We start from the raw sequence: 24,448 nt of genomic DNA, 5'->3' as shown, positions 1-24,448 counted from the left end.
AGCTTAGTAAAAATAGGCGGTCCTAATATTTAATGTAGTTCATATACTTTTTCTCCATTTAAAAAGGTAGAAACCACTTTAGAATTTGGTATTTTATTTCCTTCAACTTTCATAATATCTTGATTTAAAATAACAAAATCGGCAAATTTACCAACCTCAATAGAACCTTTTTCCTTTTCTTCAAAATTAGCATAAGCAGCCCAAATTGTCATTCCTTTTAAGGTTTCTTCTCTGGTTAAAGCATTTTCCATTTGAAAACCATTTTCAGGATAATTGTTGATGTCTTTTCTAATGGTAGCAGCGTAAAACGTTAAAAAAGGATTTACTTGCTCTACAGGAAAGTCTGTGCCCAATGCAATTTTACCATACTTATTTAATAAATCTTTGTAAGCATAAGCACCTTTCATTCGTTCTTTACCAATTCTATCTGTTGCCCAATACATATCGGAAGTTGCGTGTGTTGGTTGTACAGAAGGAATAATATTTTGAAAATATTCAAAATCATCTGGAGCAATTATTTGAGCATGTTCAATTCTCCAACGTCTATTTTTCTTGCCTTTTAAAACCTCATTGTATGTTTTTAATATCCATGTATTTGAAGAATCTCCAATAGCATGCGTGTTCATTTGAAAATTAGATGCAGCAATTTGTTTCGCAATTTCTTGATACCTTTCTGGTGTATAAATGAATGCGCCAAAATGGTTTTCTCGGTCGGAATAAGGTTTGCGCATGGCAGCTCCTCGAGAACCTAAAGCGCCGTCTCCATATACTTTAAACGAACGCACATTTAACCTGTCCGTTTTATAAATTCCTTTGTTGATGTAATACGCTATTGCTGCTTGTTTATCGCCCGAAACCATGGCGTAAATACGCATTTTTAAACTTCCAACTTGTTGTAAACTATCAATGATTTCAATTGTTTTTTTGTTGATTCCAGCGTCATCAACTGTTGTTAATCCGTAAGAAAATGATATTTTTTGTGCCTCTAAAAGTGCTTGAATTGCTTCTTGTTTGGATGGTTTAGGAAACCTTACAAAATCCATAGCAGCATCAATTAAAACACCAGTCAATTTTCCGTTTTTCAAGATAATTTCCCCACCAGATACTTTTGTGTCTTTTGTAATTCCTGATAGATCTAATGCGGCTTGATTTAATAATAATGCATGGCCATCTACCCGGCCAACAGCAACAGGAATTGTAGGAAATAATTTGTCTAATTTGTCTTTTGTAGGAAATTTTTTTATTTCCCAATCATTTTGATCCCAACCACGACCGGTTATAAAAGTCGCTCTTTTTTCTTTTTGAAATGAAACAATTTTATCTAAAACTTCATCGTAACTTTTTGTTCCAGATAAATCTACCTTTTGTTGTTGCAATCCCATTCCGTAAAAATGACAATGTGCATCAATTAAACCAGGAACAATTGTTTGATTTTTTGCATCAATAGTGTTTTTAGATTGATATTTTTCTTGAATTTCTTTCGAGGTTCCAACAGCAATAAACTTTCCGTCTTTAATGGCAAAAGCAGCTACTTTTTTAAACTGATCATTTACAGTATATGTATTTGAGTTGATAACAATTAAATCTACTTTTTGTGGTTGATTACAAGAAACCAATGTTATGAATAGTGTTAATAAGAAAATATTTTTTTTCATTTTGGTTCAGTTTATGAGTTTTGTAAATAAAATAAAGACATCAATATAAATTGCAAAGGAATTCTAATAATAGCTACTTTCTTAGAACCAATGGTAGGTCTAATTTTGGTAACATCCCAAAGGAGTATAGGGAAGAAAAAGATCATCAAAATAAAAATACCAAGAGCAGCTTTTTTTTCTGTGGATGTAAAAATAAGTCCTAATACAAGGATAAATTCAATGAAACCAGCACTATCGCTTACCCTTTTTTTTGGTAAAAAATCAGGAATAAAATTCTTAAAAATAGATGGTTTTATAAGGTGCATAATTCCTGCAGAACAGAAGAATACTCCAAAACTTATTTTAAGTATTAGTAAAAAAAGCTCCATAAAATTATGGTTTTATAGGCGTGTTGCTATATAAATAACTGTCCATTAAATAAATAATACTTGCCATTGACGCGCTACCTAGTGCTAACTCGCGTTTGTTAACTTTATCAAAAGTATCAGTACTGGTGTGATGATAATCAAAATAACGCTGAGAATCTGGTCTGTAGCCAACTAAAGTTACATGTTCTGATTTTAAAGGACCAATGTCTGCGCCAGAACCACCTTTGTCTAAATCATGCAAACCATAAGGAGAAAGCAGTTTTTTCCAGCTTTGTAATAATGTAGTGTTTACAGTATTTGCATCAATTGAAAAGCCTCTTGGTGTATGACCACCGGCATCAGATTCTAAACCAGCAATATGATTTTCTTTATTCAGTTTTGCTAATTCTGCATATTTTTTTGCGCCACGAGTTCCGTTTTCTTCATTCATAAAAAATACAACTCGCAATGTGTTTTTTGGTTTGATGTTGTTTTTTTTGAACAAGTACGCAACTTCTAAAGATTGTACAATTCCAGCGCCGTCATCATGTGCTCCTTCTCCTAAATCCCAGGAGTCTAAATGTCCACCAACAACCATTATGTTTTCAGGAGTTTCAGAACCTTTGATTTCTCCAATCACATTAAACGAAGGTGCATCTGCCAATGTTTTACAATGCTGTTTAAAGTAGAATTGTAATTTCGGATTTTTCTTTAAATCGGCACTTAAAATTTCTGCAGCTCTAGAGCTAATTGCTGCTGTAGGAGTGTATTGGTCTTTTGAGATGTCTCCGTAACTCATACTTCCCGTATGCGGATAATCATCAATACCATTGGTCATAGAGCGCACAATTACTGCTTTTGCACCATACGCACCACAAACACTTGCACCAGAATAACGTTGACCAACGCAACCTCCATACGCTTTAAATGTGTTAATTAATGTATTGTCAAAAGCACCGTTAAAAAATACAATTTTATCACGTAGTTTTTCTCCCATGTTTTCAGCTTCTTTTAAGCTTTTTACTTCAATAATTTCACCTGTAATTCCGTTTTTGGGTGTTGCTATTGAGAAACCTAATGCACAAATTGGTACATTTTTTTTCTTTCCATTTATGGTGTAATTTGCAACTTCTTTTTCGCCTCTAACCCAATGTGGTACCATAACAGGTTGTAACCAAACCGAATCTAACCCCACAGTTTTCATTAATTTTTCTCCCCAAACAACTGCTTTTGCAGCTTGCGGAGAACCAGACAATCTAGCGCCAATGTTTTGTGTTAAGTCGCGCAACCATTCATAAGATTGCCCTTCTGTTAATGCACTATTAAAGAGTGTTTTTATTTTTGTGGAATCTATTTTTTCTTGAGTTGATAGATTTTTGGTCTTGCTAATGTTTTCTTTTTTTTGTTGACAAGAATACATACATAACATACTGAAAAATAGTAGAGTTAGTTTTTTCATATTAAAAAGTTGGATTTGGAATTTTAAATCTACAAAAATGAAATGATAAACTCTTTATTTTTAAACAATTATCTCTTTAAAAATTAAGATATTTTCTTGTAGGTGGTATGAAACTTAAAATAAGCTTAAAATTTTTTAAATGATTTTTATTTATAAGATTCATAAACAAATGTATAATGACTAGATGTTGAGTAAGTTGAATAGGTATGTGGATGTTTTAGGACCATGAAATATGGTGAAATATTCTTTAAAATTAAATCTTTATCACAAAAAAAATGCGAACCGTTATAGTTCGCATTTTTTAGAATATGTTTTTAAAATAGATTACATGGCAACTAAGTCTCCAGAAACATCTTTAGATGGTAATTCTGATTTCCCCATTAAAAATAAATCTACTTGTCTTGCAGCCTCTCTTCCTTCAGAAATTGCCCAAACAATTAAAGATTGTCCACGACGCATATCACCGGCAGTAAAAATGTTTTTTACATTGGTTTGATATTTTCCGTATTCTGCTTTGTAGTTAGAACGACCATCTTTTTCAAGACCTAATTTATCTGCTAAAGTACTTTCTGGTCCTGTAAAACCTAATGCTAATAAAGCTAGGTCACATGGCCAAGTTTTTTCTGTACCTGCTATTTCAATTAGTTGAGGTCTTTGTCCTGGAACCATTTTCCACTCAACATTAACTGTTTTTAAGGCAATTAATTTTCCGTTTTCGTCTTTTACAAATTCCTTAGTATTTATTAACCAATTACGTTCTACACCTTCTTTATGAGAAGACGAAGTTTTTAATTGTAAAGGCCAAAAAGGCCAAGGCGTTGTTGGAGAACGATGTCCTGGGGGTTTTGGCATAATTTCAAAGTTAACTACGGATTTTGCTCCGTGTCTGTTTGAAGTACCAATACAATCTGAACCTGTATCTCCACCACCGATAACAATTACGTCTTTATCGGTAGCTAATACTTGATCTTTTACCTCTTTACCAAATACTACTTTAGTTTGTTGTGTTAAGAAATCCATTGCTTGCACAACTCCATCAGCATCAATACCTGGAGTTGGTAAACTCCGTCTTTCAGTTGCACCACCACATAAAACGATGCTATCAAAAGCTTTTAAGTCTTTTACGTTATAATTTACACCAACATTAACGTTGGTTTTAAATATAATTCCTTCAGCTTCTAAAATGTTTACTCTTCTGTCTATAATTCCTTTTTCTAATTTAAAATTAGGAATTCCATATCGTAACAAACCACCAACTTCATCATCTCTTTCAAAAACAGTTACAGTGTGTCCGGCTCTGTTTAATTGTTGTGCAGCTGCTAAACCTGCGGGACCAGAACCAACAATAGCAATTGTTTTACCTGTTCTATGTTTTGGAGGTTGTGGTTTTATCCATCCTTCTTTAAAAGCACGTTCTACAATATTTTTTTCAATATTTTCTATAGAAACAGGGTCTTCAATAATACCTAATACACATGATTGTTCACATGGAGCAGGGCATAAGCGACCTGTGAATTCTGGAAAATTGTTTGTTGAATGTAGTATCCAAGAAGCTTTTTTCCATTCTCCTTGATGTACCATGTGGTTAAAATCTGGAATTAGATTTCCTAATGGGCAACCACTGTGGCAGAAAGGAATTCCACAATCCATACAACGTGATCCTTGTTTTGTTATTTCTTCTTCAGAAAGAGGAACTGTAAATTCTTTATAATTTTTTACACGATCTTTTACAGAAGTATAGGTTTCATCTTGTCTTTCAAATTCTTTAAATCCTGTTATTTTTCCCATGAGATTATGCTATTGTTAATTCTTCGAACATTGGTTCTTCTGTTTCTAAACGTTTTAAGGCTTTTTTGTATTCAATTGGCATTACTTTTACAAAGTTTTTTAGGCTTGTATCCCAATCGGCTAACAAGGTAGCACCTCTTTTACTATCTGTATATAAAACGTGTTTTTCTATGGTTGCTTTTAATTCTTCTGCTACTTCTTCAGAAATTTCTTCGAACTCGATAGTTTCAGTATTACAAAGACCGTTTACAAATTTGTTTTCTGGATCATAAACATAAGCAATACCACCACTCATACCCGCGGCAAAGTTTCTTCCTGTTTTACCTAGAACAACTACTTTACCACCTGTCATGTATTCACAACAGTGATCTCCAACGCCTTCTACAACAGCAGTTGCACCCGAGTTACGAACCGCAAAACGTTCTCCTGCAATTCCATTAATGTATGCTTCTCCTGCTACAGCACCAAACATACAAACATTACCAACAATGATATTGTTTTCTGCTAAAAAGTCTGCTTTGGCTGGTTTTTTAACAATTAATTTTGCTCCAGATAAACCTTTACCTAAATAATCGTTTGTATTACCGTCTATTGTAAAAGTTAAACCATGTGCACCAAAAGCTCCAAAACTTTGACCTGCAGAACCTGTAAAGTTGATGTTTAAGGTGTCTTCTGGTAAGCCTAAATGACCGTATATTTTTGAAATTTCATGACTAACAATAGCTCCAACAGTACGGTCTGTGTTTTTGATTGGATATGCTAAATTCATTTTTTCTTTTCTATACAAAGCTCTATGAGAATCTTTTAATATAGTAAAGTCTAAAACACCTTCTAAATTATGATCTTGACTTTCTGTATTTTTAACAACCATGCTTCTGTAAGCAGTTGGTCTGTGTAAAATACTAGATAGATCTAAGCCTTTTGCTTTGTAGTGTTTGATAGCGTGATTTGCATTAATTTTATGAGTTTGACCAACCATTTCAGCCAAGGTTCTAAAACCAAGTTGTGCCATTATTCCTCTTAATTCTTCTGCAATATAAAAGAAGAAGTTAATAACGTGTTCTGGTGTTCCTTTAAAGTTTTTTCGCAATTCTTTATCTTGAGTTGCAATACCAACCGGACACGTATTTAAATGACATTTACGCATCATAATACAACCAGAAGCTACTAAAGGAGCGGTTGCAAAACCAAATTCCTCAGCGCCTAATAAGGCTGCAATTGCAACATCACGACCTGTTTTTAACTGACCATCACATTCTACTACAATTCTACTTCTTAAATTATTTAGAACTAAAGTTTGTTGTGCTTCTGCTAAACCAAGTTCCCAAGGTAAACCAGCGTGTTTTAATGAAGTAAGAGGAGATGCTCCTGTACCACCATCATAACCAGATATTAAAACAACATCTGCTTTTGCTTTGGCAACACCAGCGGCAATGGTACCAACACCAACTTCTGAAACTAATTTTACATTAATTCTTGCGTCTCTATTTGCATTTTTTAAATCGTAGATTAATTGTGCTAAATCTTCAATTGAATAAATATCATGATGCGGAGGAGGAGAAATTAAACCAACAAAAGGAGTTGAGTTTCTTGCTGCGGCAATCCAAGGTAAAACCTTTGATCCAGGTAGTTGACCACCTTCACCAGGTTTGGCGCCTTGTGCCATTTTAATTTGTATCTCTTTTGCGCTTGATAAATAATGAGATGTTACCCCAAATCTACCCGAAGCTACTTGCTTAATAGCAGAGTTTCTACTATCACCATTAATATCTTTTTGAAAACGCTTTCTGTCTTCACCACCTTCACCAGAATTAGATTTTCCTCCAATTCTATTCATGGCAATCGCTAAATTTTCATGAGCTTCTCTAGAGATAGATCCGTAAGACATTGCACCCGTTTTAAAACGTTTTACAATATCTGTCCAAGGTTCTACTTCTTCTAATGGGATTGGATCTAAATTGTCAAACTGAAACAAACCACGAATTGTCATTAAACTTTCTGACTGTTCGTTGATTGTTTTTGCATACACATCGTAACTAGCTTGATCACTTAATCTTACTGCTTGTTGTAATTTTGCAACAGTTGTTGGATTAAATAAGTGACGCTCGCCATTTCTTCTCCATCTATAATCTCCACCAACATTTAAACCTAAGTTTTTGTCAATTTGATTATCTGGATATGCTTGTTTGTAACGTTGATCTATTTCTTTTTCAATTTCGTATAAACCAATACCTTCTATTCTTGAAGCGGTATATGGGAAATATTTTTCTACAAAACCAGAATTGAAACCTACAATTTCGAAAATCTGTGAACCTCTATAAGAATGTAATGTAGAGATTCCTATTTTGTTCATTACTTTTAAAATACCTTTTCCGATAGCTTTGTTAAAGTTGTCAACTGCTTTTTGTTCATCCATACCCGTAATAAAGCCTTCTTTAACTTGTGTACGGATAATTTCATTTACCATATATGGGTTAATTGCACTTGCGCCATAACCAAATAAAGTAGCAAAATGATGGGGTTCACGTGGTTCTGCAGATTCGATAATAATATCGAAAAAAGAACGCTTACGTAAACGGTTTAATTGATGATTAACAAAAGAACAAGCCAATAAAGCAGGAATAGGAGCAAACTCTTGGTTTACGCCTCTGTCAGATAATATGATGATATTATTCTTGTTTTCAATGGCTTTTTCTACCTGAATAACAATTGCATCTAACGCGTCTTCAAGTCCATTTAAACCTTGTGCTTTTGGATATAATATTTGTATGGTTTCTGCTTTGAAACTTTCAATATCTATATTTCTTATTTTTTCTAAATCGGCATTAGAAATAACAGGGTTTTGAATTCTTAATTTTCTACATTGTCTGTTGGTAATGCTGAAAATGTTTCTATCTTTTCCTAAATTTAAACTAATATCTGTTACAATTTCTTCACGAATACCATCTAAAGGTGGGTTTGTAACTTGTGCAAATAATTGTTTAAAATAGTTTGAAATTAATTGAGGTCTGTCTGATAAAACAGCTAATGGTGTATCAATACCCATTGATCCTAAAGCTTCTTTACCTACAATTGCCATAGGTGTAATTACTTCTTGAATATCTTCAAAAGTGTAATTAAATAAACGTTGACGCGTTTTTACATCAATGGTTTCTATAGGACAAGTTTCTCCATTATAAGGAACATCTTTTAGGTGTAAACGAGATTTGTCTAGCCATTCTTGATAAGGTCTTTCAGAAACAATTTTACTTTTTATTTCTTCATCCTGAATAATTCTACCTTCATTCATGTCTACCAAGAACATTTTTCCTGGTTCTAATCTTCCGTGTTCTTTTACATCTTCAGGAGCTACATCAACTACACCAATTTCTGATGACATAATTAAGCTTCCGCTTTTAGTAACTGTATATCTAGATGGTCTTAAACCATTTCTATCTAATAAAGCACCAATATAATCTCCATCTGTAAACGGTACAGAAGCGGGGCCATCCCAAGGTTCCATAATACAGCCGTTGTACTCGTAAAAAGCTTTACGGTCTGCAGACATGGTTTTGTGTTTTTCCCAAGCTTCAGGAATCATCATCATCATAATTTCTGGTAATGAACGACCGGTGTGAGTTAATAACTCAACAACCATATCCATAGAAGCAGAATCTGATTTTCCTGGTAATATAATTGGGAATAACTTGTCTATTTGCGGTCCAAAAACATCACTTTTCATGATTTCTTCTCTAACACGCATTCTACTTACATTACCACGTAAGGTGTTAATTTCACCATTCTGACACATGTGTCTAAAAGGTTGTGCTAACTCCCATGTTGGCATTGTATTGGTAGAAAATCTTTGGTGTACCAATGCTAAACGGGTAACCAAATCTATTGCTTGTAAATCTTTGTAATAAGGACCAATATCTTCAGGCATGATAATACCTTTGTAAATGATAGTGGTTAAGGATAAACTTGGTATGTAAAAATATTTACTTTCAGAAATTTTAGATTTTCTGATAGAATGTTCTGCAATTTTTCTAGCAGCGTATAACTTTGCTTTAAAAGTAGCTTCGTCAATTTCATCTGTTTTACCAACAAACAATTGCTCTATATTTGGTTCTGAGGCCAATGCAATTTCTCCTAATTGAGAAGAGTCTACAGGTACTTCTCTCCATCCTAAAATGGCAAGTCCCTGTTGTTTTATTTCATTTTCAAAGGTAGTTTTACAAAAGTCATATTGATTTGTAACTTTAGGAAGAAAAACCATTCCTACAGCATATTCTCTTTGTTCGGGAATTGGGAAGGTACAAACTCTTGTAAAATAATCGTGAGGGATGTCTATTAAGATTCCGGCTCCATCTCCTGTTTTTCCATCTGCACTAACACCTCCTCTATGTTCTAGTTTTACTAGAATTTCTAGGGCATCATGTATAATTTGATTTGTTTTTTCACCATTCAAATTACAGATAAAACCGGCACCGCAATTTTCGTGTTCAAATTCTGGTAAGTATAATCCTTGTTTCTCCATATTCTATTAAATTATATTTACAAATCTATGTATTTTATTGAAAAGGTTTTAGTATTCTTATGTTTTTAATATTATTTTTATGATGAAAACAATAAAAGGCAAAAAAAAGTTTATTTATATCAATGAATGGCTTTTTAATTGTCAAATTCATAAAATAAAAAAAGAGTCTGTAAATTTTTACATTTACAGACTCTTTTTATTTAAAACGTTGTTAATTAGTGCTCATTTAATCTAAAGTCTGGATAAGCATCCATACCGTGTTCATGTGAGTCTAAACCTTCTAATTCTTCTTTTTCACTAACTCTAATTCCCACTGTTTTCTTAAGTGTAAAAATAATTAAGAATGCTGAGGTTATACAAAATGCTGCATAACATGCTACACCTGTTAATTGAATTAAGAATGTGTGTTCTGGGTTTGTAGAAAAGATTCCTACAGCTAATGTTCCCCAAATACCACATATTAAATGCACTGCAATTGCACCTACCGGATCATCTAATTTAATAGCGTCTACAAAGGCAACAGCAAATACAATTATTGCACCTGCAATTGCACCAATAATAATTGCGCTTTCAGGAGTCATAACATCTGCACCAGCAGTAATACCAACTAAACCTCCTAAAATACCATTTAAGAACATTGTTAAATCTAAGTTCTTGTATTTAATAAAAGATACTAAAGCGGCAACAACACCACCTGCAGCTGCGGCTAAACAAGTTGTAACTAATGTTAATGAAGTTAATTCAGGGTCTGCAGATAAAACAGAACCACCGTTAAAACCAAACCAACCTAACCAAAGGATTAAAACCCCTGCAGTAGCTAAAGGAATACTATGACCAGGTATTGCTTGAGGCTTACCATTTTTGAATTTTCCAATTCTTGGACCTAATAACCAAACAGCAACTAAAGCAGCCCATCCACCAACAGAGTGTACCAATGTAGAACCAGCAAAATCATAGAATCCCATTTGGTCTAAAAATCCACCACCCCATTTCCATGAACCAGCTATTGGGTATATTAAACCAACGTATATAATTGTGAAAATCATAAATGGTCCAATTTTCATTCTTTCAGCTACAGCACCAGAAACTATTGTTGCGGCAGTTGCAGCAAACATTCCTTGAAACAAGAAATCTGTCCACCAAGTGTATCCTCCATCTGCATACTCTGCAGTCATTCCGTTTTCTGGTGGTGCAATACCAAAACCAGCGAAATCTAAAACACCGGCTGAACCTTCTGCAAAACCAGGGTACATTAAGTTAAAACCACCAATATAATAAAGTAGTAAACCAGATGTTATGATAAAGATGTTTTTAAATAAAATGTTAATTGTGTTCTTTTGTCTTGTCAAACCAATTTCTAAAAATGCAAAACCAGTATGCATAAAGAAAACTAAGGCTGTACAGATCATCATCCATACATTATTTGTTGTTAATAATTCCATATTGTTTTTTATTTAGATTTTTTCTTTAAAGTTTCTCCTCCTTTTTCACCTGTACGGATACGGTATGCTTCTGTAATGTCTGATACAAAAACCTTACCATCACCAACATCTCCTGTTTTAGCAGCTTTAAGTAAGGCTTCTAGTGTTATTTGTTCAAAATCATCATTTACAACTATTGATAAGTATCTACGCTGTATATCACTTGTGCTATAACTAACTCCTCTGTAAACGTGTCCTTCTTTTTCGTTACCTAAACCAGTAACATCCCAGTAAGAGAAGAAATTTACGTCTACTGCGTGCAACGCTTCTTTAACAGCGTTAAATTTTGATTTTCTTATAATTGCTTCGATTTTTTTCATTATAAATAGATTTTAATTATTTAATTAGTCTTAGTTTAATGGATATTAACAACGCACTAAACTAAGACTTTTATTTATATTTAGAAAGAGTATACTGCTGCTAAAACAAAAGAGTTTAAGCTTTTCTTAGCTACACCATCGCTGTTTGCAAAGAAATCATCAGAAGCAGAGTCTAATCTAACCTCTGGAATAATTGTTAACGATCCAATTGTATAGTTTGCAGTTAATGTTGTTGCAAATACAGATGAATCAGCAACTCCTGTTCCTATTGCTCCAAAATCACCATCAGTTTCAGCAAAATATTCACCTCTTAAACCAATTTTAAAACTATCTGAAGTTGCGTATTGTGGGTATACGGCAACACCATAAAATCCTGCTGCTGCATCTTCACTGTAATATGCTGCGTTTAATCCTAAATAGAATTCTTCAGATACATCAAAACCACCTGTAAAATCAATTTCGTAAGAATCTGGGTTTAATAAGAAGTTAAAGTACTGTCCAGAGATTCCGTATTGTGCACCAATTGAATATTTTCCATTAGGATTAAATTCAGTTGCATCTGTAGGGTTCATAACAGCTACCATTAAAGAGCTATTGTCAGATAAAGTAAAATCTGCTTTAATTCCAGAATGGCTAAAAGGACCATAAGAGAATAAGTAAGAAGTACTGTAGTTAAAGTTAGCGGTAGGAGAAATTACTTCGTACCCTAAAAAGGTATTAAAGTTACCTATGGTAAGTTTAACTTTTTCGCTTACATTCCAATAAGCATATAATTGATTTACTATTTGAGAACTTCCTACTGGAGATCCAAAAACAGCGTCTTCACCTCTTGGTCCGTAAACTAAATCTGCAACAAAACCAACTTTTTCGCCTTCATAACCAGCAATAATGTTAATCATTCCTAAAGCAAAACCAGGTGCATTTGCAAAAGATGAACCAGGGGCAACTTTAGTTGCGTCATTGGGTGCATTTAAATTGGCGCGGAAATAAGTGTCTATACTTCCACTTAAGGTAAATGTTTTTTCTTCCTTTTCTTGAGCATTTACTACTAAGCTACATGCGAATAATAAAGTAAAAATAACTTTTTTCATAATGATTGTTCTTTTAATGTTAAATGTTTAGTTTTTTAATTGAACTGGGACAAAAGTATATATTAAATTTAGATAAACAATAAGTGTATCTTTTATAAATGGCTTTTATATTGATGATACCCTCAAAAAAACGGGGTGTAAAATAAGATTACTTCAATTTTTAAATTTTAAGGGTTGATAAAAAAGGGGTTTAAAAAAATGTAAGTTATAATTTTGTGATATTCATAAAAATGCACTTATTGAAAAAAAAGTACATTTTATTGTACTTTTGGGGAATGAAATACTCATATTCCTATATAATTAAGATTCAGTTTTTAGGTTTTCGCTTTTCTGGTTGGCAAAAACAAACCAATGCAAAAACCTTACATGATTTGGTAGATAAGACCTTATCTTTTGTTTTTGAAGATGTTAGCATGAGTTATAAGACTATTGGTATTGGAAGAACAGATGCAAAAGTGTCTGCAAATTGTTATTTTGTGCAACTGTTTACTGCTTTTTTGGTGGATGAGGCTTTGTTTGTAAAATCTTTGAATGCTAACTTTTCTCCCGATTTTAGAGGGATTTCTATACAATCAGTAGACCGGAAATTCAATATAATTAAAGCTGCTAAGGTTAAAGAGTATCATTATTATTTTTCTTTTGGTGATAAAAATCATCCGTTTGCTGCGCCTTTTATGGTAAATATTGATAAAGAATTAGATGTAAGATTGATGAAAACCGCAGCTAACTTATTTGAGGGTGAACATTATTTTCATAAATATTGTACAAAACCAAGTGAGCAAACTATTTTTAAAAGAGTAATTAATTCTTGTGAAATTGTAGAGAATGATATTTTAACAGCAAATTTCTTTCCTGAAAAAAGTTATATATTAAAGGTAAGAGGAAAAGGTTTTTTACGATATCAAATAAGATTGATGATGGCTACATTATTTGAGGTTGGTAAAGGAAATCTTGATTTGCAATTTATAGAAGCGTCTTTACGTGAAGATAATGACAGAAAATTTATGAGAAATAATGCACCATCATCTGGTTTGCAATTGTATGATATTGAGTTGGAATTATAGTAATATGGTTTACAACTAATTTTTTAAAACCTGTTGTTGAAAAAAAGTGAGTTGTTTTTAGTTGATTCTTGTAGTTGGTAAGTCTTTGCATGAGCGATAGGAACGGCATCCTTTTTATGTTGAAATCCATTCAGTGTCTCTTATTAAGATTTAATGCCTTTTTTTATTAAGAAAAGTGCTGAAAGAAATTCAGTATAAAAAGATATAGTGGATAGCGCGTTTACGCTTTTTTGCGTAACATGCCCATAAAAAAAAACAATCTTACAAGGTTTTAATTATTTTGTAAGATTGTTGCGTTTTTTATGTCATTATATATAATGAGTGTTTTATCCCTTTATAACACCTCTAGAAATTACAATTTTCTGAATCTCTGAAGTGCCTTCGTAAATCTGAGTAATTTTGGCATCGCGCATTAAGCGTTCTACGTGATATTCTTTTACAAAACCGTTTCCTCCATGAATTTGCACAGCTTCTACAGTTTGTTCCATGGCAACTTTACTTGCGTACAATTTTGCCATTGCCGAAGACATGTCGTAATTATTACCTTGATCTTTGTCCCAAGCAGCTTTCATTACCAACATTCTAGCGGCTTCAATTTCTGTGTACATATCTGCCAGTTTAAAGGCAATTGCTTGGTGATTGCAAATTTCTGTGCCAAATGCTTTGCGCTGTTTAGAGTATTTTAGTGCCAATTCATAACCGCCGGCAGCAATTCCTAAAGCTTGAGCGGCAATGCCAATTCTACCGCCAGAAAGTGTTTTCATAGCAAATTTAAAACCAAAACCATCTTGGCCAATTCTGTTTTCTTTAGGAACTTTAACATCGTTAAATTGCAATGTGTGTGTGTCTGAACCACGAATTCCTAATTTATCTTCTTTTGGGCCAATATGAAAACCTTCTGTTCCTTTTTCTAGAATAAAAGCATTAATACCTCTGTGACCTTTTTCTCTGTCTGTTTGTGCAATTACCAAATATACATCTGCACGTCCGCCATTTGTAATCCAATTTTTGGTGCCATTAATAAGGTAATAATCTCCTTTGTCTATAGCTGTTGTTGCTTGTGATGTTGCATCTGAGCCCGCTTCTGGTTCGCTTAAACAAAAGGCGCCTAAAAATTGGCCAGTTGCTAATTTTGTTAAATATTTTTGTTTTTGTTCTTCTGAGGCATACGCTTCTAAGCCGTAACAAACTAAAGAGTTGTTTACGGAAACCATTACCGAGGCAGAGGCGTCAATTTTAGAGAGTTCTTCCATAACTAAGACGTAAGAAATGGCGTCCATTCCGCTTCCTCCATATTTAGGGTCTACCATTAGTCCTAAAAAACCTGCATCTCCCATTTTTTTTACCAATTCATTTGGGAATTCTTGCTTGTTATCTCTTTCTATTACACCTGGTAATAACTCGGTTTGTGCAAAGTCTCTTGCAGCATCTCGAATCATAATATGTTCTTCTGATAAACTAAAATCCATAGGTATCTATTTTTATTATATTCGTAATTTAATAACTCAAAGATATCGATTTCGTAATACAATTTCAATAGAGTTTCATTAATTTTACCGATATGATTATAAACAACGTTTTTGCAATAGGAGTAATGTCTGGTACTTCTTTAGATGGAATTGATTTGGTATATGTGCAATTTGATAAGGAAAAAGTATCAAATTTTAGTATTTTATATGCTGATACGGTGTCTTATTCAGAAAATTGGAGTACAAGATTGCAGAATGCAATTCATTTTTCTTCGGATGATTTAAAAAAGTTAAACCTAGAGTATGGTGCTTTTTTGGGAGATGTAATTAATGATTTTATAAATAAAAATGAGATTAAAAATATCGATTTTATTGCGTCTCATGGTCATACCGTTTTGCATCAACCAGAAAAAGGAGTTACACTGCAAGTTGGTGACGGACAAACAATTGCAACCAGTACACAGCAAAAAGTTGTTTGCGATTTTAGAACACAAGATGTAAAATTAGGAGGGCAAGGAGCGCCATTGGTGCCCATTGGAGATGAGTTGTTGTTTTCGGAATATGAGTATTGTTTAAATTTAGGAGGATTTGCAAATGTGTCTTATAAAAAAGACCATAAAAGAATTGCTTTTGATATTTGTCCTGTAAATATTGTATTAAATAAATATGCAATAAGATTGGGTTTTGAATATGATGATAAAGGTAAAATTGCTGCTTCCGGTACTTTTCTAATGGCGTTAGAAGCTGATTTAAGAAATTTGGAATATTACCAGCAAAAACCGCCAAAATCATTGGGTTTAGAGTGGGTTCAGAAAGAAATTTTTCCGCGATTAGAATCTTCAGAAAGAAGGTCAGAAGATTTGTTAAGAACATTTACAGATCATATTGCTTGGTCAATTGCAAAAGTGTTTCCTAAAGACGCTAAAGTTTTGGTTACTGGTGGTGGTGCATTTAATGAGTATTTAATTGCTGCCATAAAACGTTGTAAAAAAGTAAACCTTATTATTCCTGAAGAGAAATTAATCAACTATAAAGAAGCGTTGATTTTTGCTTTTTTAGGGTTGTTAAGACTTGATAATCAGATAAATTGTTTAAAGTCGGTTACGGGTGCTGCCAAGAATCATTCTTCAGGAGAAATATTTTGTCCATAGTTTTTAGATTCTTGTGTTCATGAGAAAGATCATTTTAAAGGAAACCCGAGTTAAATTTTGAGAAATTCTTTTAGAATAAATAATTTGAACACTCATTTTTTTACTGTAAGTTTGTAAGGTATGAACTAAATTAATAGATATAATTTTTTTTTAAATGAATCAACTATAAATTTTCCCCAGAAGGGGATTTTAATGCGAGATTAAAACTGTTTAATAATGCATAAAAAGTTAATTTATTTAAAAAATAAAAATGAAAGAATTATTAAAGATATACGAGAATAAACAACCAGAAATAGTTTTTAATTGGAAAGATTCTGAAACAGAAGCAGAAGGTTGGACAGTAATAAACTCATTAAGAGGTGGTGCAGCTGGTGGTGGAACAAGAATGAGAAAAGGGCTAGATATGAATGAGGTTTTATCGCTTGCAAAAACGATGGAAGTAAAGTTCACGGTTTCTGGGCCGGCAATTGGAGGTGCAAAATCTGGGATTAATTTTGATCCGCTTGATTCTCGAAAAAAAGGAGTCTTACAAAGATGGTTTAATGCCGTGTCTCCGTTGCTAAAGAATTATTACGGAACAGGTGGAGACTTAAATGTAGATGAAATTCATGAAGTAATTCCTTTTACAGAAGAAAGTGGTGTTTGGCATCCGCAAGAAGGGGTTTTTAATGGGCATTTTAAACCCACAGAAGCTGATAAAATTAATAGAATAGGACAATTACGCCATGGTGTAATTAAGGTGTTAGAAGATAAAAAATTATCGCCTAGTATCAATAGAAAATATACCGTTGCAGATATGATTACTGGTTTTGGTGTTGCTGAAGCAGTAAAACATTTTTATACAATTTACGGTGGTTCTGTAGTTGGTAAAAGAGCTGTAGTTCAGGGTTTTGGTAACGTAGGTTCTGCAGCTGCGTATTATTTAGCTCAAATGGGCGCAAAAATTGTTGGAATTATAATTAGTGATGGCGGTGTTATAAATGAGGATGGTTTTTCTTTTGAAGAAATAAAAAAAATGTTTCTAAATAAAGATGGTAACACCTTTGTAGCGCCAAATATGATTCCTTTTGAAGAAATTAATGAAAAAATTTGGAATCTTAATTGCGAAATTTTTGCACCTTGTGCAGCATCTAGATTAATAACGCAAGAACAGATAAATAAAATGATTAAAAGTGGATTGGAAGTAATTTCTTGTGGTGCAAATGTTCCGTTTGCTGATAAAGAAATTTTCTTTGGATCTATTATGGAAGATACCGATAAAAAAGTGAGTTTAATTCCAGATTTTATTTCCAATTGTGGTATGGCAAGAGTTTTTGCATATTTTATGGAACATAAAGTGGTAATGACAGACAAAGCAATTTTTGAAGATACATCAAACACCATAAAAAAAGCATTGCAAAAAACGTTTGCTAGAAGTGCTTCTAAAACAAAAATAAGTGAAACAGCGTTTGAAATAGCGCTTAAAGAGTTGATATAAATTTAATAAACAAGTAACTAAAATGGAATCAGTAATTATTATTGTATTTGTAATGGGGTATTTAGGAATTACCTTAGAACATAATTTAAAATTAGATAAGTTAATACCTGCCTTAATTATGATGGCGGTATGTTGGGCGCTTGTAGCTTTAGGTGTAGATAATTTTACACAATGGTTTGATTCTAGTAAACACGCATTAGTAGATGGTTTTGCTTCTTTTGGTCATGAAGAAAAATTACACATAGTAGAAGAAACCTTGTTGCATCATTTGGGTAAAACAGCCGAAATTTTAGTGTTTCTTTTAGGAGCTATGACAATTGTTGAAATTATTGATTATTTCGACGGGTTCTCTACTATAAAAGGTTATGTAAAAACAAAAAAGAAATCTAAGATTTTATGGATTTTTGCGATACTAGCTTTTATTTTATCTGCTATTATAGATAACTTAACAGCAACTATTGTATTAATTTCTATTTTACAGAAAATTGTTAAAAATAGAGATGAAAGAATATGGTTTGCGGGTTTAATTATTATTGCAGCAAACGCAGGTGGTGCTTGGTCTCCTATTGGAGATGTTACCACAACAATGCTTTGGATTGGTAAAAAAGTTACTACTTTAAAATTAGTAGAATACTTATTAATACCTTCTTTATTATGTATGGCGGTTCCTACTTTTATTGCCTCTTTCTTACCAGCTTTTAAAGGTGAAATAGATTTTGTAGAAGAAGAAGAAAAGCCAAAAAGTCAGCACAGTGCAAGAATGTTATATTTAGGTTTAGGGGCAATTGTTTTTGTACCTATTTTTAAAACAATTACTCATTTACCACCTTATGTTGGTATGATGTTGTCTTTGGCTGTTGTTGCAACATTTGCAGAAATTTATAGTAAATCTAAATTTTCTTTAACAGATTATGATAGTGAGGCAGAAGCAGGTGCACATCACAGTCCTGTACATCATTCTTTATCAAAAATTGAAATGCCAAGTATTTTATTTTTCTTAGGAATTTTAATGGCAGTTGCAGCTTTAGAGTCTTTAGGTATTTTATTTAATTTTGCATCAACGTTACAAGAAACTGTACCAATGATGGGTACAGAATTACATGTTCCAGGTGTTACAGGGGTGTCAGATTTAGTAGTATTGTTATTAGGTGTAGGTTCTGCAGTAATAGACAATGTACCATTAGTTGCAGCAAGTTTAGGAATGTTTTCTGAACCGTTAGATAATGAATTATGGCATTTTATTGCATTCTCTGCAGGAACTGGTGGTTCTATGTTAATTATTGGTTCTGCAGCCGGAGTTGTAGCAATGGGAATGGAAAAAATAGATTTTTTCTGGTATTTAAAAAAGATATCATGGTTAGCATTAATTGGGTTTTTAGTAGGTTCTGCAACCTTTATGCTTACAAGAACACTTTTTTAATTAATGAAACATAAATAATGAAATGTCATTTTGTTATTGAGCAAAGTGACATTTTTTTTGATATACAATAAAAGCTATTTTTTAAGATTGAAACAATTTAAAAAAAGAATAGTCGTTACTTAATTAGAACTAAAAAAAGAATTGAATGCTATCATTTTTTCAAGAAAATAAAGACGTATTAGAAGAAGTTATTTCGGAAGAAAAAACATTGTCTATCTATAATTTAATTATGGAAGGTGGTTTGGGAGGTAAAATTATAATTGCCATCCTATTTGTGTTGTTAACTGTAGCTATATATATTTATTTCGAACGCTTTTTCGCTATAAAATCTGCTTCAAAAGTTGATAAAAATTTTATGAATCAAATTAAAGATTTTGTTACCAATGGTAAATTAGAATCTGCACGTGAGCTTTGTAAAAGTAAAAATACACCTACTGCAAGACTAATTGGTAAAGGAATTTCTAGAATAGGAAAACCTTTAAATGATATTAATACAGCCATAGAAACAGCCGGAAAGTTAGAAGTTTATCATCTAGAAAAAAATGTAAGTGTCTTAGCTACAATAGCAGGTGCGGCGCCAATGATTGGTTTTTTAGGAACTGTAATTGGAATGATTGTTGCAATTCATGAAATAGCAAATGCTGGCGGACAAATAGATATTAAAATGCTTTCAGATGGTTTGTATACTGCTATGACAACAACAGTTGCCGGTTTAATTGTGGGTATTATTGCGTATATAACCTACAATCATTTGGTAGTAAGAACGGATAAAGTAGTGTATCAAATGGAAGCAAAATCTGTTGAATTTTTAGATTTGTTAAACGAACCAGTTTAAAATTATTGAAAGATTAAAAAATTAAAGTGTTCAAAGATTTTTTAATTATTCAATCTTTTAATTTTTAAATAATAAAAATGAATTTACGCGGAAGAAATAAAGTAGATCCAAGTTTTAATATGTCTTCAATGACAGATATTGTTTTCTTGTTATTAATCTTTTTTATGCTTACATCAACTTTAGTAACGGTAAGCGCCATTGATGTTTTATTGCCAAAAGCAGGAGGAAAAACTGAGAATAATAAATCTGTAGCAGTAACTATTACAAGCAATTCATTATTTTACATCGATAAAACAAAAGTAAGTTCTATAGATTTAGAAACTGAAATTTTAAGAAAAATAGCAGGAGATAAAAAGAAAACTATTGTAATAAGAGGCGATAAAGATGTTCCTTATAAAAATGTAATGAAGGTGATTGATATTGCGAATAGAAATAAGTTAAAAATGATTTTAGCCGTAAAAGGAAAATAAATTTTTCTACAAAGGTTTTTAAAACCAAGTAGGTATACATGCAAATATGTCCATATTAGAAACCAAACATAAACGTAAATCTGCTGTAATAACAGCAATTATTCTGATGCTTTTAGTTTTCGGAATTTTTAATTATGGAATGACCTATTTAGATCCTCCAGAAGAATATGGGTTGGCTATAAATTTTGGTAATTCTGAGGTTGGTAGTGGAGAACCCGTTGAAAATGTAAAGAAAACAGTTGCTCCAAAAGTAGTGGAAAAACAAGAAGTTGTTGAAGAAAAAGAGGTTATAGAAACGCCAAAAGAAATTATTAAAGAAGAAATTATTACTGATGATACTTCTAAAGATGTGCCAGTTGTAGAAAAGAAAAAAGAAGTTAAAAAACCAGTAAAAGAAGTTGTAAAAAAAGAAATTCCTAAAGAAAAACCAAAGCCAACACCAAAACCATCTAAAGAAAACCAAGATGCCTTAAATAATTTATTAAACGGAAATTCTTCTGATGGAAAACCACAAGGAGAAGGAGATGATGATAAGCCCGGCGTTAAAGGGAATGAAAATGGAGACCCGAACTCTAATAAGTATTATGGAAATACAGGAAGTGGCTCTGGAGGAAATTACAATTTGGCAGGAAGAAAAGCGCTATCTAAACCCATAGAAAAACCAAATTGCCAAGAAGAAGGAATTGTGGTGGTTAGAATTCAGGTTGATAAAAATGGTCGTGTAATTAATGCCGTTGCAGGTGTTAAAGGTTCTACAAATACGGCTGCATGTTTATTAAAACCAGCTAAGGAAGCTGCATTAAGAACAACATGGAATGCAGATTCTAAAGCACCTACAAAACAAACCGGAACTATTATTTATAAGTTTACCTTGTCTAAATAATTGGTAATTTTCTTTAGCTTTTTATAAAAGAAGCTTTGTATTCGTTTTTTTTAACATTCAACTGCACAAATTAGTGTGCTTTGCCAATAGTTTTTCAATTTTTGTAAATTTATATATGATATTTATATAGGAACAATAAAAATGTGTAAAAATATGATATTGCTGCTTTCAATATTTTTTAAGCTAAAAATTTAAATTTATATTTGAAAAACTAAAAACATGAAAAAACAAGCCGTTATAGTTTCAGGATACTTTAATCCAATTCACAAAGGACATTTAGAATACTTTAACAATGCAAAAGCCTTAGGAGATAAGTTGTTTGTAATTGTTAATAGTGATTTACAAAGATCGTTAAAAGGTTCAAAGGAATTTCAAAAAGAAGAAGAACGATTATTTATTGTACAAAATATTAAAGCAGTAGATGAGGCAATAATCTCTGTTGATAAAGACAGAACCGTTCGTGAGTCTATTCGTACTCTTTTTGAAACTTATGGTAACGAATATCAATTAGGATTTGCTAATGGAGGAGATCAAGATAATAATTCTATTCCAGAAGCTCCTATTTGCAATGAGTTAAACATTAAATTAATAGATGGTCTTGGTGAAAAAATACAGTCATCCTCTTGGTTGTTAGGTAAAGGTTAGTATTATGAGAATAGGAATTACTTTTAGTGCATTTGATTTGTTACATGCAGGTCATATAACTATGTTAGAAGATGCCAAGCGTCAATGTGATTATTTAATATGTGGTTTGCAAACAGACCCAACTGTAGATAGACCAGAGAAAAATAGACCAGTACAATCTGTTGTAGAGCGTTACATTCAGCTAAAAGGATGTAGGTTTGTAGATGAAATAATACCGTATGCTACAGAACAAGATTTAGAAGATGTTTTAAGGTCTTTTAAAATTGATGTTAGAATTATTGGTGAAGAATATGCAAGCAAGCAATTTACGGGCAGAAAATATTGCGAAGAAAAAGGCGTTGAATTGTATTTTAATAAAAGAGAACACCGTTTTTCTAGTAGTGGATTGCGTAAAGAAGTGCAAGAAAAAGAAAATTTAAATACAAAAGATAAATAGTATTAAAAATAAGATTGTCGCACGGTTTTTATGACTTATAAAGAAACTACAGCATGGATGTTTGCACAATTGCCCATGTATCAAAGAGAGGGTAAAACAGCATTCAAAAAAGATTTAACCAATACTTTAATACTTTCTAAAGAATTAAATTTTCCAGAAAAAAAGTTCAGATCAATTCACGTTGGTGGTACAAACGGAAAGGGCTCTACAAGTCACATGTTGGCATCTATTTTACAAGAAGCAGGCTATAAAGTAGGTTTGTATACTTCGCCACATTTAAAGAGTTTTACAGAAAGAATTCGTGTAAATGGTAAAGAGATTCCTAGAAAAAAAGTAATATCCTTTGTAGAAAAGCATAAAAATTTCTTAGAAAAACAAAAATTATCATTTTTTGAAATGACTGTAGGGTTGGCATTTAACTATTTTGCAGAAGAAAAAGTTGATATTGCTATTATTGAAGTGGGTTTAGGAGGAAGGTTAGATTCTACAAACATTATTACTCCAGAGGTCTCTGTAATTACGAACATCGGTTTAGATCATACGCAGTTTTTGGGAGAAACTTTACCAGAAATTGCTTTTGAGAAAGCAGGAATTATAAAAAACAAAGTTCCTGTTGTAATAGGGGAAGAGCAAGAAGCTGTAAAAAGTGTTTTTATCGCTAAAGCGGAAGAATGCAAAGCGCTTATTTCTTTTGCTTCTGATGATGCTGCCTTTTACAAGACAGATTTATTGGGAAATTATCAGCAAAAAAACACAAAAACAGCCGTTACTGCTATTAAAAAGTTATCGGGTTTTAAAATATCAACAGAGAATATTGAAAAAGGATTGTTACATGTTGTAAAAAACACCAGCCTAAAAGGTAGATGGCAAATTTTACAAGAAAAGCCAAAAGTAATTTGTGATACAGCACATAATAAAGACGGTTTGCGTATTGTATTAAAACAATTAGAAAAAGAAGTATATAATAAAATTCATTTTGTTTTAGGAGTTGTTTCAGATAAAAAGTTAGAAGAGGTTTTACCGCTTTTTCCAGAAGAAGCGGTGTATTATTTTTGCAAGCCAGATATTCCAAGAGGGATGTCTGAGGTTGTTTTAAAAGAAAAAGCACAGGAATTTAATTTAATTGGAAAAAAATATTCTTCTGTAAAAAATGCTTTTAAAAGCGCCTTACATAATGCAAATCAGGAAGATATCATTTATGTGGGCGGAAGTACTTTTGTTGTTGCGGAAATAATTTAAAGAAAGTGTGATTTTTTATTTGGTATATTTAAAATCTGTATTATATTTGCAACCGCTTAGGGCAATTAGCTCAGTTGGTTCAGAGCATCTCGTTTACACCGAGAGGGTCGGGGGTTCGAATCCCTCATTGCCCACCAAAGCAAAATCCTTCACATTTATGTGAAGGATTTTTTGTTTTTAAATGGATATATTTTTAAAATTAAAATTATATAACATTTTTGTTTGGTATGTCTAAAATCTATATTATATTTGCAGCCGCTTAGGGCAATTAGCTCAGTTGGTTCAGAGCATCTCGTTTACACCGAGAGGGTCGGGGGTTCGAATCCCTCATTGCCCACCAAAGCAAAATCCTTCACATTTATGTGAAGGATTTTTTTATGCAACATGTTTTTTTGAACTTTAAAAAGTATAGAACTATATATACCTATGTAAATAACTCCAGAGCGACACGAATTTTTTTCCAGCCACCATCTAATTTTAATATTTTATTAGCAGTAGTTAAATCATAATTAGCAGACATGAAAAAGAGGCGTATTACAAAATAATTATATGGAGGTTCCCACGCAAAAAAGCGTGGTCGGGCTTTACGCTGCAATCTTTTTGTGTTGATTTATGTCAATAATTGTACAGAAGTCCTATTTGTAGGTTTTTATTATAGCCTCAACAAATTCAATATATGCACAAAAAGGATTTCCACTGCAA

Annotated in this window: 19 protein-coding genes and 2 tRNA genes; 12 read left to right on the top strand and 9 right to left on the bottom strand. The window is 32.4% G+C overall.

Annotated features, from left to right (window positions below):
- Window positions 1–29 precede the first annotated feature (29 nt).
- The 8 genes from ACSHW5_RS14340 to ACSHW5_RS14305 form a co-directional block, all read right to left on the bottom strand.
- Entirely contained in the window at window positions 30–1,655 is a 1,626-nt protein-coding gene (locus ACSHW5_RS14340) for an amidohydrolase (RefSeq protein WP_435676833.1), read from the bottom strand.
- Window positions 1,656–1,666: 11 nt separating this feature from the next.
- Entirely contained in the window at window positions 1,667–2,023 is a 357-nt protein-coding gene (locus tag ACSHW5_RS14335; protein ID WP_435676832.1) for a DoxX family protein, read from the bottom strand.
- A 4-nt stretch (window positions 2,024–2,027) separates the two neighbouring features.
- Window positions 2,028–3,461 (bottom strand): M20/M25/M40 family metallo-hydrolase, encoded by a 1,434-nt coding sequence (locus ACSHW5_RS14330; protein ID WP_435676831.1) that lies wholly within the window; start codon window positions 3,459–3,461, stop codon window positions 2,028–2,030.
- A gap of 324 nt (window positions 3,462–3,785) precedes the next feature.
- Window positions 3,786–5,249, bottom strand: coding sequence for a glutamate synthase subunit beta (locus ACSHW5_RS14325; protein ID WP_435676830.1), 1,464 nt, complete (start codon window positions 5,247–5,249; stop codon window positions 3,786–3,788).
- 4 nt (window positions 5,250–5,253) lie between these two features.
- Window positions 5,254–9,765 carry a glutamate synthase large subunit gene (gltB, locus tag ACSHW5_RS14320; RefSeq protein ID WP_435676829.1) on the bottom strand — a complete coding sequence of 1,504 codons (4,512 nt, stop codon included), beginning with the start codon at window positions 9,763–9,765 and terminating at the stop codon, window positions 5,254–5,256.
- Window positions 9,766–9,980: 215 nt separating this feature from the next.
- The gene (locus tag ACSHW5_RS14315; RefSeq protein ID WP_435676828.1) at window positions 9,981–11,207 is read right to left on the bottom strand and encodes an ammonium transporter; all 1,227 of its coding nucleotides are present in this window, start codon (window positions 11,205–11,207) and stop codon (window positions 9,981–9,983) included.
- An 8-nt stretch (window positions 11,208–11,215) separates the two neighbouring features.
- Window positions 11,216–11,566 carry a P-II family nitrogen regulator gene (locus ACSHW5_RS14310; RefSeq protein WP_435676827.1) on the bottom strand — a complete coding sequence of 117 codons (351 nt, stop codon included), beginning with the start codon at window positions 11,564–11,566 and terminating at the stop codon, window positions 11,216–11,218.
- A gap of 80 nt (window positions 11,567–11,646) precedes the next feature.
- Window positions 11,647–12,657, bottom strand: coding sequence for a porin (locus ACSHW5_RS14305; RefSeq protein WP_435676826.1), 1,011 nt, complete (start codon window positions 12,655–12,657; stop codon window positions 11,647–11,649).
- 275 nt (window positions 12,658–12,932) lie between these two features.
- On the opposite strand from ACSHW5_RS14305, the gene ACSHW5_RS14300 reads away from it, so the two are divergent.
- Complete coding sequence (locus ACSHW5_RS14300) at window positions 12,933–13,721, top strand: tRNA pseudouridine(38-40) synthase TruA (RefSeq protein WP_435676846.1); 789 nt, start codon at window positions 12,933–12,935, stop codon at window positions 13,719–13,721.
- A 326-nt stretch (window positions 13,722–14,047) separates the two neighbouring features.
- Here the strand turns inward: ACSHW5_RS14300 and ACSHW5_RS14295 are convergent, their stop codons facing one another.
- Window positions 14,048–15,190 carry an acyl-CoA dehydrogenase gene (locus tag ACSHW5_RS14295; protein ID WP_435676825.1) on the bottom strand — a complete coding sequence of 381 codons (1,143 nt, stop codon included), beginning with the start codon at window positions 15,188–15,190 and terminating at the stop codon, window positions 14,048–14,050.
- Window positions 15,191–15,282: 92 nt separating this feature from the next.
- On the opposite strand from ACSHW5_RS14295, the gene ACSHW5_RS14290 reads away from it, so the two are divergent.
- The 11 genes from ACSHW5_RS14290 to ACSHW5_RS14240 all read left to right on the top strand — a co-directional run bounded on the left by ACSHW5_RS14290 (window position 15,283) and on the right by ACSHW5_RS14240 (window position 24,086).
- Window positions 15,283–16,341 (top strand): anhydro-N-acetylmuramic acid kinase, encoded by a 1,059-nt coding sequence (locus ACSHW5_RS14290; protein ID WP_435676824.1) that lies wholly within the window; start codon window positions 15,283–15,285, stop codon window positions 16,339–16,341.
- Window positions 16,342–16,591: 250 nt separating this feature from the next.
- Window positions 16,592–17,818: a Glu/Leu/Phe/Val dehydrogenase dimerization domain-containing protein gene (locus tag ACSHW5_RS14285; RefSeq protein ID WP_435676823.1), complete on the top strand. Its 1,227-nt coding sequence runs from the start codon at window positions 16,592–16,594 to the stop codon at window positions 17,816–17,818.
- Window positions 17,819–17,840: 22 nt separating this feature from the next.
- Entirely contained in the window at window positions 17,841–19,238 is a 1,398-nt protein-coding gene (gene nhaD / locus ACSHW5_RS14280) for a sodium:proton antiporter NhaD (RefSeq protein ID WP_435676822.1), read from the top strand.
- Window positions 19,239–19,383: 145 nt separating this feature from the next.
- Window positions 19,384–20,073: a MotA/TolQ/ExbB proton channel family protein gene (locus ACSHW5_RS14275; RefSeq protein WP_435676821.1), complete on the top strand. Its 690-nt coding sequence runs from the start codon at window positions 19,384–19,386 to the stop codon at window positions 20,071–20,073.
- 77 nt (window positions 20,074–20,150) lie between these two features.
- Window positions 20,151–20,543 (top strand): ExbD/TolR family protein, encoded by a 393-nt coding sequence (locus tag ACSHW5_RS14270; RefSeq protein ID WP_435676820.1) that lies wholly within the window; start codon window positions 20,151–20,153, stop codon window positions 20,541–20,543.
- Window positions 20,544–20,589: 46 nt separating this feature from the next.
- Window positions 20,590–21,426: an energy transducer TonB family protein gene (locus ACSHW5_RS14265; protein WP_435676819.1), complete on the top strand. Its 837-nt coding sequence runs from the start codon at window positions 20,590–20,592 to the stop codon at window positions 21,424–21,426.
- Between the two features lie 219 nt (window positions 21,427–21,645).
- A complete protein-coding gene (locus tag ACSHW5_RS14260; protein WP_435676818.1) occupies window positions 21,646–22,071 on the top strand; it encodes an adenylyltransferase/cytidyltransferase family protein in 426 nt (141 codons plus the stop codon).
- 4 nt (window positions 22,072–22,075) lie between these two features.
- Complete coding sequence (locus tag ACSHW5_RS14255) at window positions 22,076–22,507, top strand: adenylyltransferase/cytidyltransferase family protein (RefSeq protein WP_435676817.1); 432 nt, start codon at window positions 22,076–22,078, stop codon at window positions 22,505–22,507.
- A 30-nt stretch (window positions 22,508–22,537) separates the two neighbouring features.
- Window positions 22,538–23,746, top strand: coding sequence for a bifunctional folylpolyglutamate synthase/dihydrofolate synthase (locus ACSHW5_RS14250; protein ID WP_435676816.1), 1,209 nt, complete (start codon window positions 22,538–22,540; stop codon window positions 23,744–23,746).
- Window positions 23,747–23,805: 59 nt separating this feature from the next.
- Window positions 23,806–23,883: transfer RNA gene (locus tag ACSHW5_RS14245), tRNA-Val, on the top strand.
- Between the two features lie 125 nt (window positions 23,884–24,008).
- Window positions 24,009–24,086 (top strand) — tRNA-Val (locus ACSHW5_RS14240).
- Window positions 24,087–24,448: the final 362 nt, after the last annotated feature.

Origin of the sequence: Polaribacter sp. (assembly GCF_051251875.1) — a bacterium.
GTDB lineage: Bacteria > Bacteroidota > Bacteroidia > Flavobacteriales > Flavobacteriaceae > Polaribacter.
This window is presented reverse-complemented; position numbering and strand designations above follow the sequence as displayed.

What these genes read in the sequence shown, in the direction of transcription:
- ACSHW5_RS14300 (WP_435676846.1), top strand. Translation starts at nt 12,933, where the DNA reads ATGAAATACTCATATTCCTATATAATTAAGATTCAGTTTTTAGGTTTT.
- ACSHW5_RS14290 (WP_435676824.1), top strand. Translation starts at nt 15,283, where the DNA reads ATGATTATAAACAACGTTTTTGCAATAGGAGTAATGTCTGGTACTTCT.
- ACSHW5_RS14340 (WP_435676833.1), bottom strand. Translation starts at nt 1,655, where the DNA reads ATGAAAAAAAATATTTTCTTATTAACACTATTCATAACATTGGTTTCT.
- ACSHW5_RS14325 (WP_435676830.1), bottom strand. Translation starts at nt 5,249, where the DNA reads ATGGGAAAAATAACAGGATTTAAAGAATTTGAAAGACAAGATGAAACC.
- ACSHW5_RS14270 (WP_435676820.1), top strand. Translation starts at nt 20,151, where the DNA reads ATGAATTTACGCGGAAGAAATAAAGTAGATCCAAGTTTTAATATGTCT.
- ACSHW5_RS14335 (WP_435676832.1), bottom strand. Translation starts at nt 2,023, where the DNA reads ATGGAGCTTTTTTTACTAATACTTAAAATAAGTTTTGGAGTATTCTTC.
- ACSHW5_RS14260 (WP_435676818.1), top strand. Translation starts at nt 21,646, where the DNA reads ATGAAAAAACAAGCCGTTATAGTTTCAGGATACTTTAATCCAATTCAC.
- ACSHW5_RS14295 (WP_435676825.1), bottom strand. Translation starts at nt 15,190, where the DNA reads ATGGATTTTAGTTTATCAGAAGAACATATTATGATTCGAGATGCTGCA.
- ACSHW5_RS14310 (WP_435676827.1), bottom strand. Translation starts at nt 11,566, where the DNA reads ATGAAAAAAATCGAAGCAATTATAAGAAAATCAAAATTTAACGCTGTT.
- ACSHW5_RS14285 (WP_435676823.1), top strand. Translation starts at nt 16,592, where the DNA reads ATGAAAGAATTATTAAAGATATACGAGAATAAACAACCAGAAATAGTT.
- ACSHW5_RS14315 (WP_435676828.1), bottom strand. Translation starts at nt 11,207, where the DNA reads ATGGAATTATTAACAACAAATAATGTATGGATGATGATCTGTACAGCC.
- ACSHW5_RS14305 (WP_435676826.1), bottom strand. Translation starts at nt 12,657, where the DNA reads ATGAAAAAAGTTATTTTTACTTTATTATTCGCATGTAGCTTAGTAGTA.
- ACSHW5_RS14275 (WP_435676821.1), top strand. Translation starts at nt 19,384, where the DNA reads ATGCTATCATTTTTTCAAGAAAATAAAGACGTATTAGAAGAAGTTATT.
- ACSHW5_RS14250 (WP_435676816.1), top strand. Translation starts at nt 22,538, where the DNA reads ATGACTTATAAAGAAACTACAGCATGGATGTTTGCACAATTGCCCATG.
- gltB (WP_435676829.1), bottom strand. Translation starts at nt 9,765, where the DNA reads ATGGAGAAACAAGGATTATACTTACCAGAATTTGAACACGAAAATTGC.
- ACSHW5_RS14255 (WP_435676817.1), top strand. Translation starts at nt 22,076, where the DNA reads ATGAGAATAGGAATTACTTTTAGTGCATTTGATTTGTTACATGCAGGT.
- ACSHW5_RS14330 (WP_435676831.1), bottom strand. Translation starts at nt 3,461, where the DNA reads ATGAAAAAACTAACTCTACTATTTTTCAGTATGTTATGTATGTATTCT.
- ACSHW5_RS14265 (WP_435676819.1), top strand. Translation starts at nt 20,590, where the DNA reads ATGTCCATATTAGAAACCAAACATAAACGTAAATCTGCTGTAATAACA.
- nhaD (WP_435676822.1), top strand. Translation starts at nt 17,841, where the DNA reads ATGGAATCAGTAATTATTATTGTATTTGTAATGGGGTATTTAGGAATT.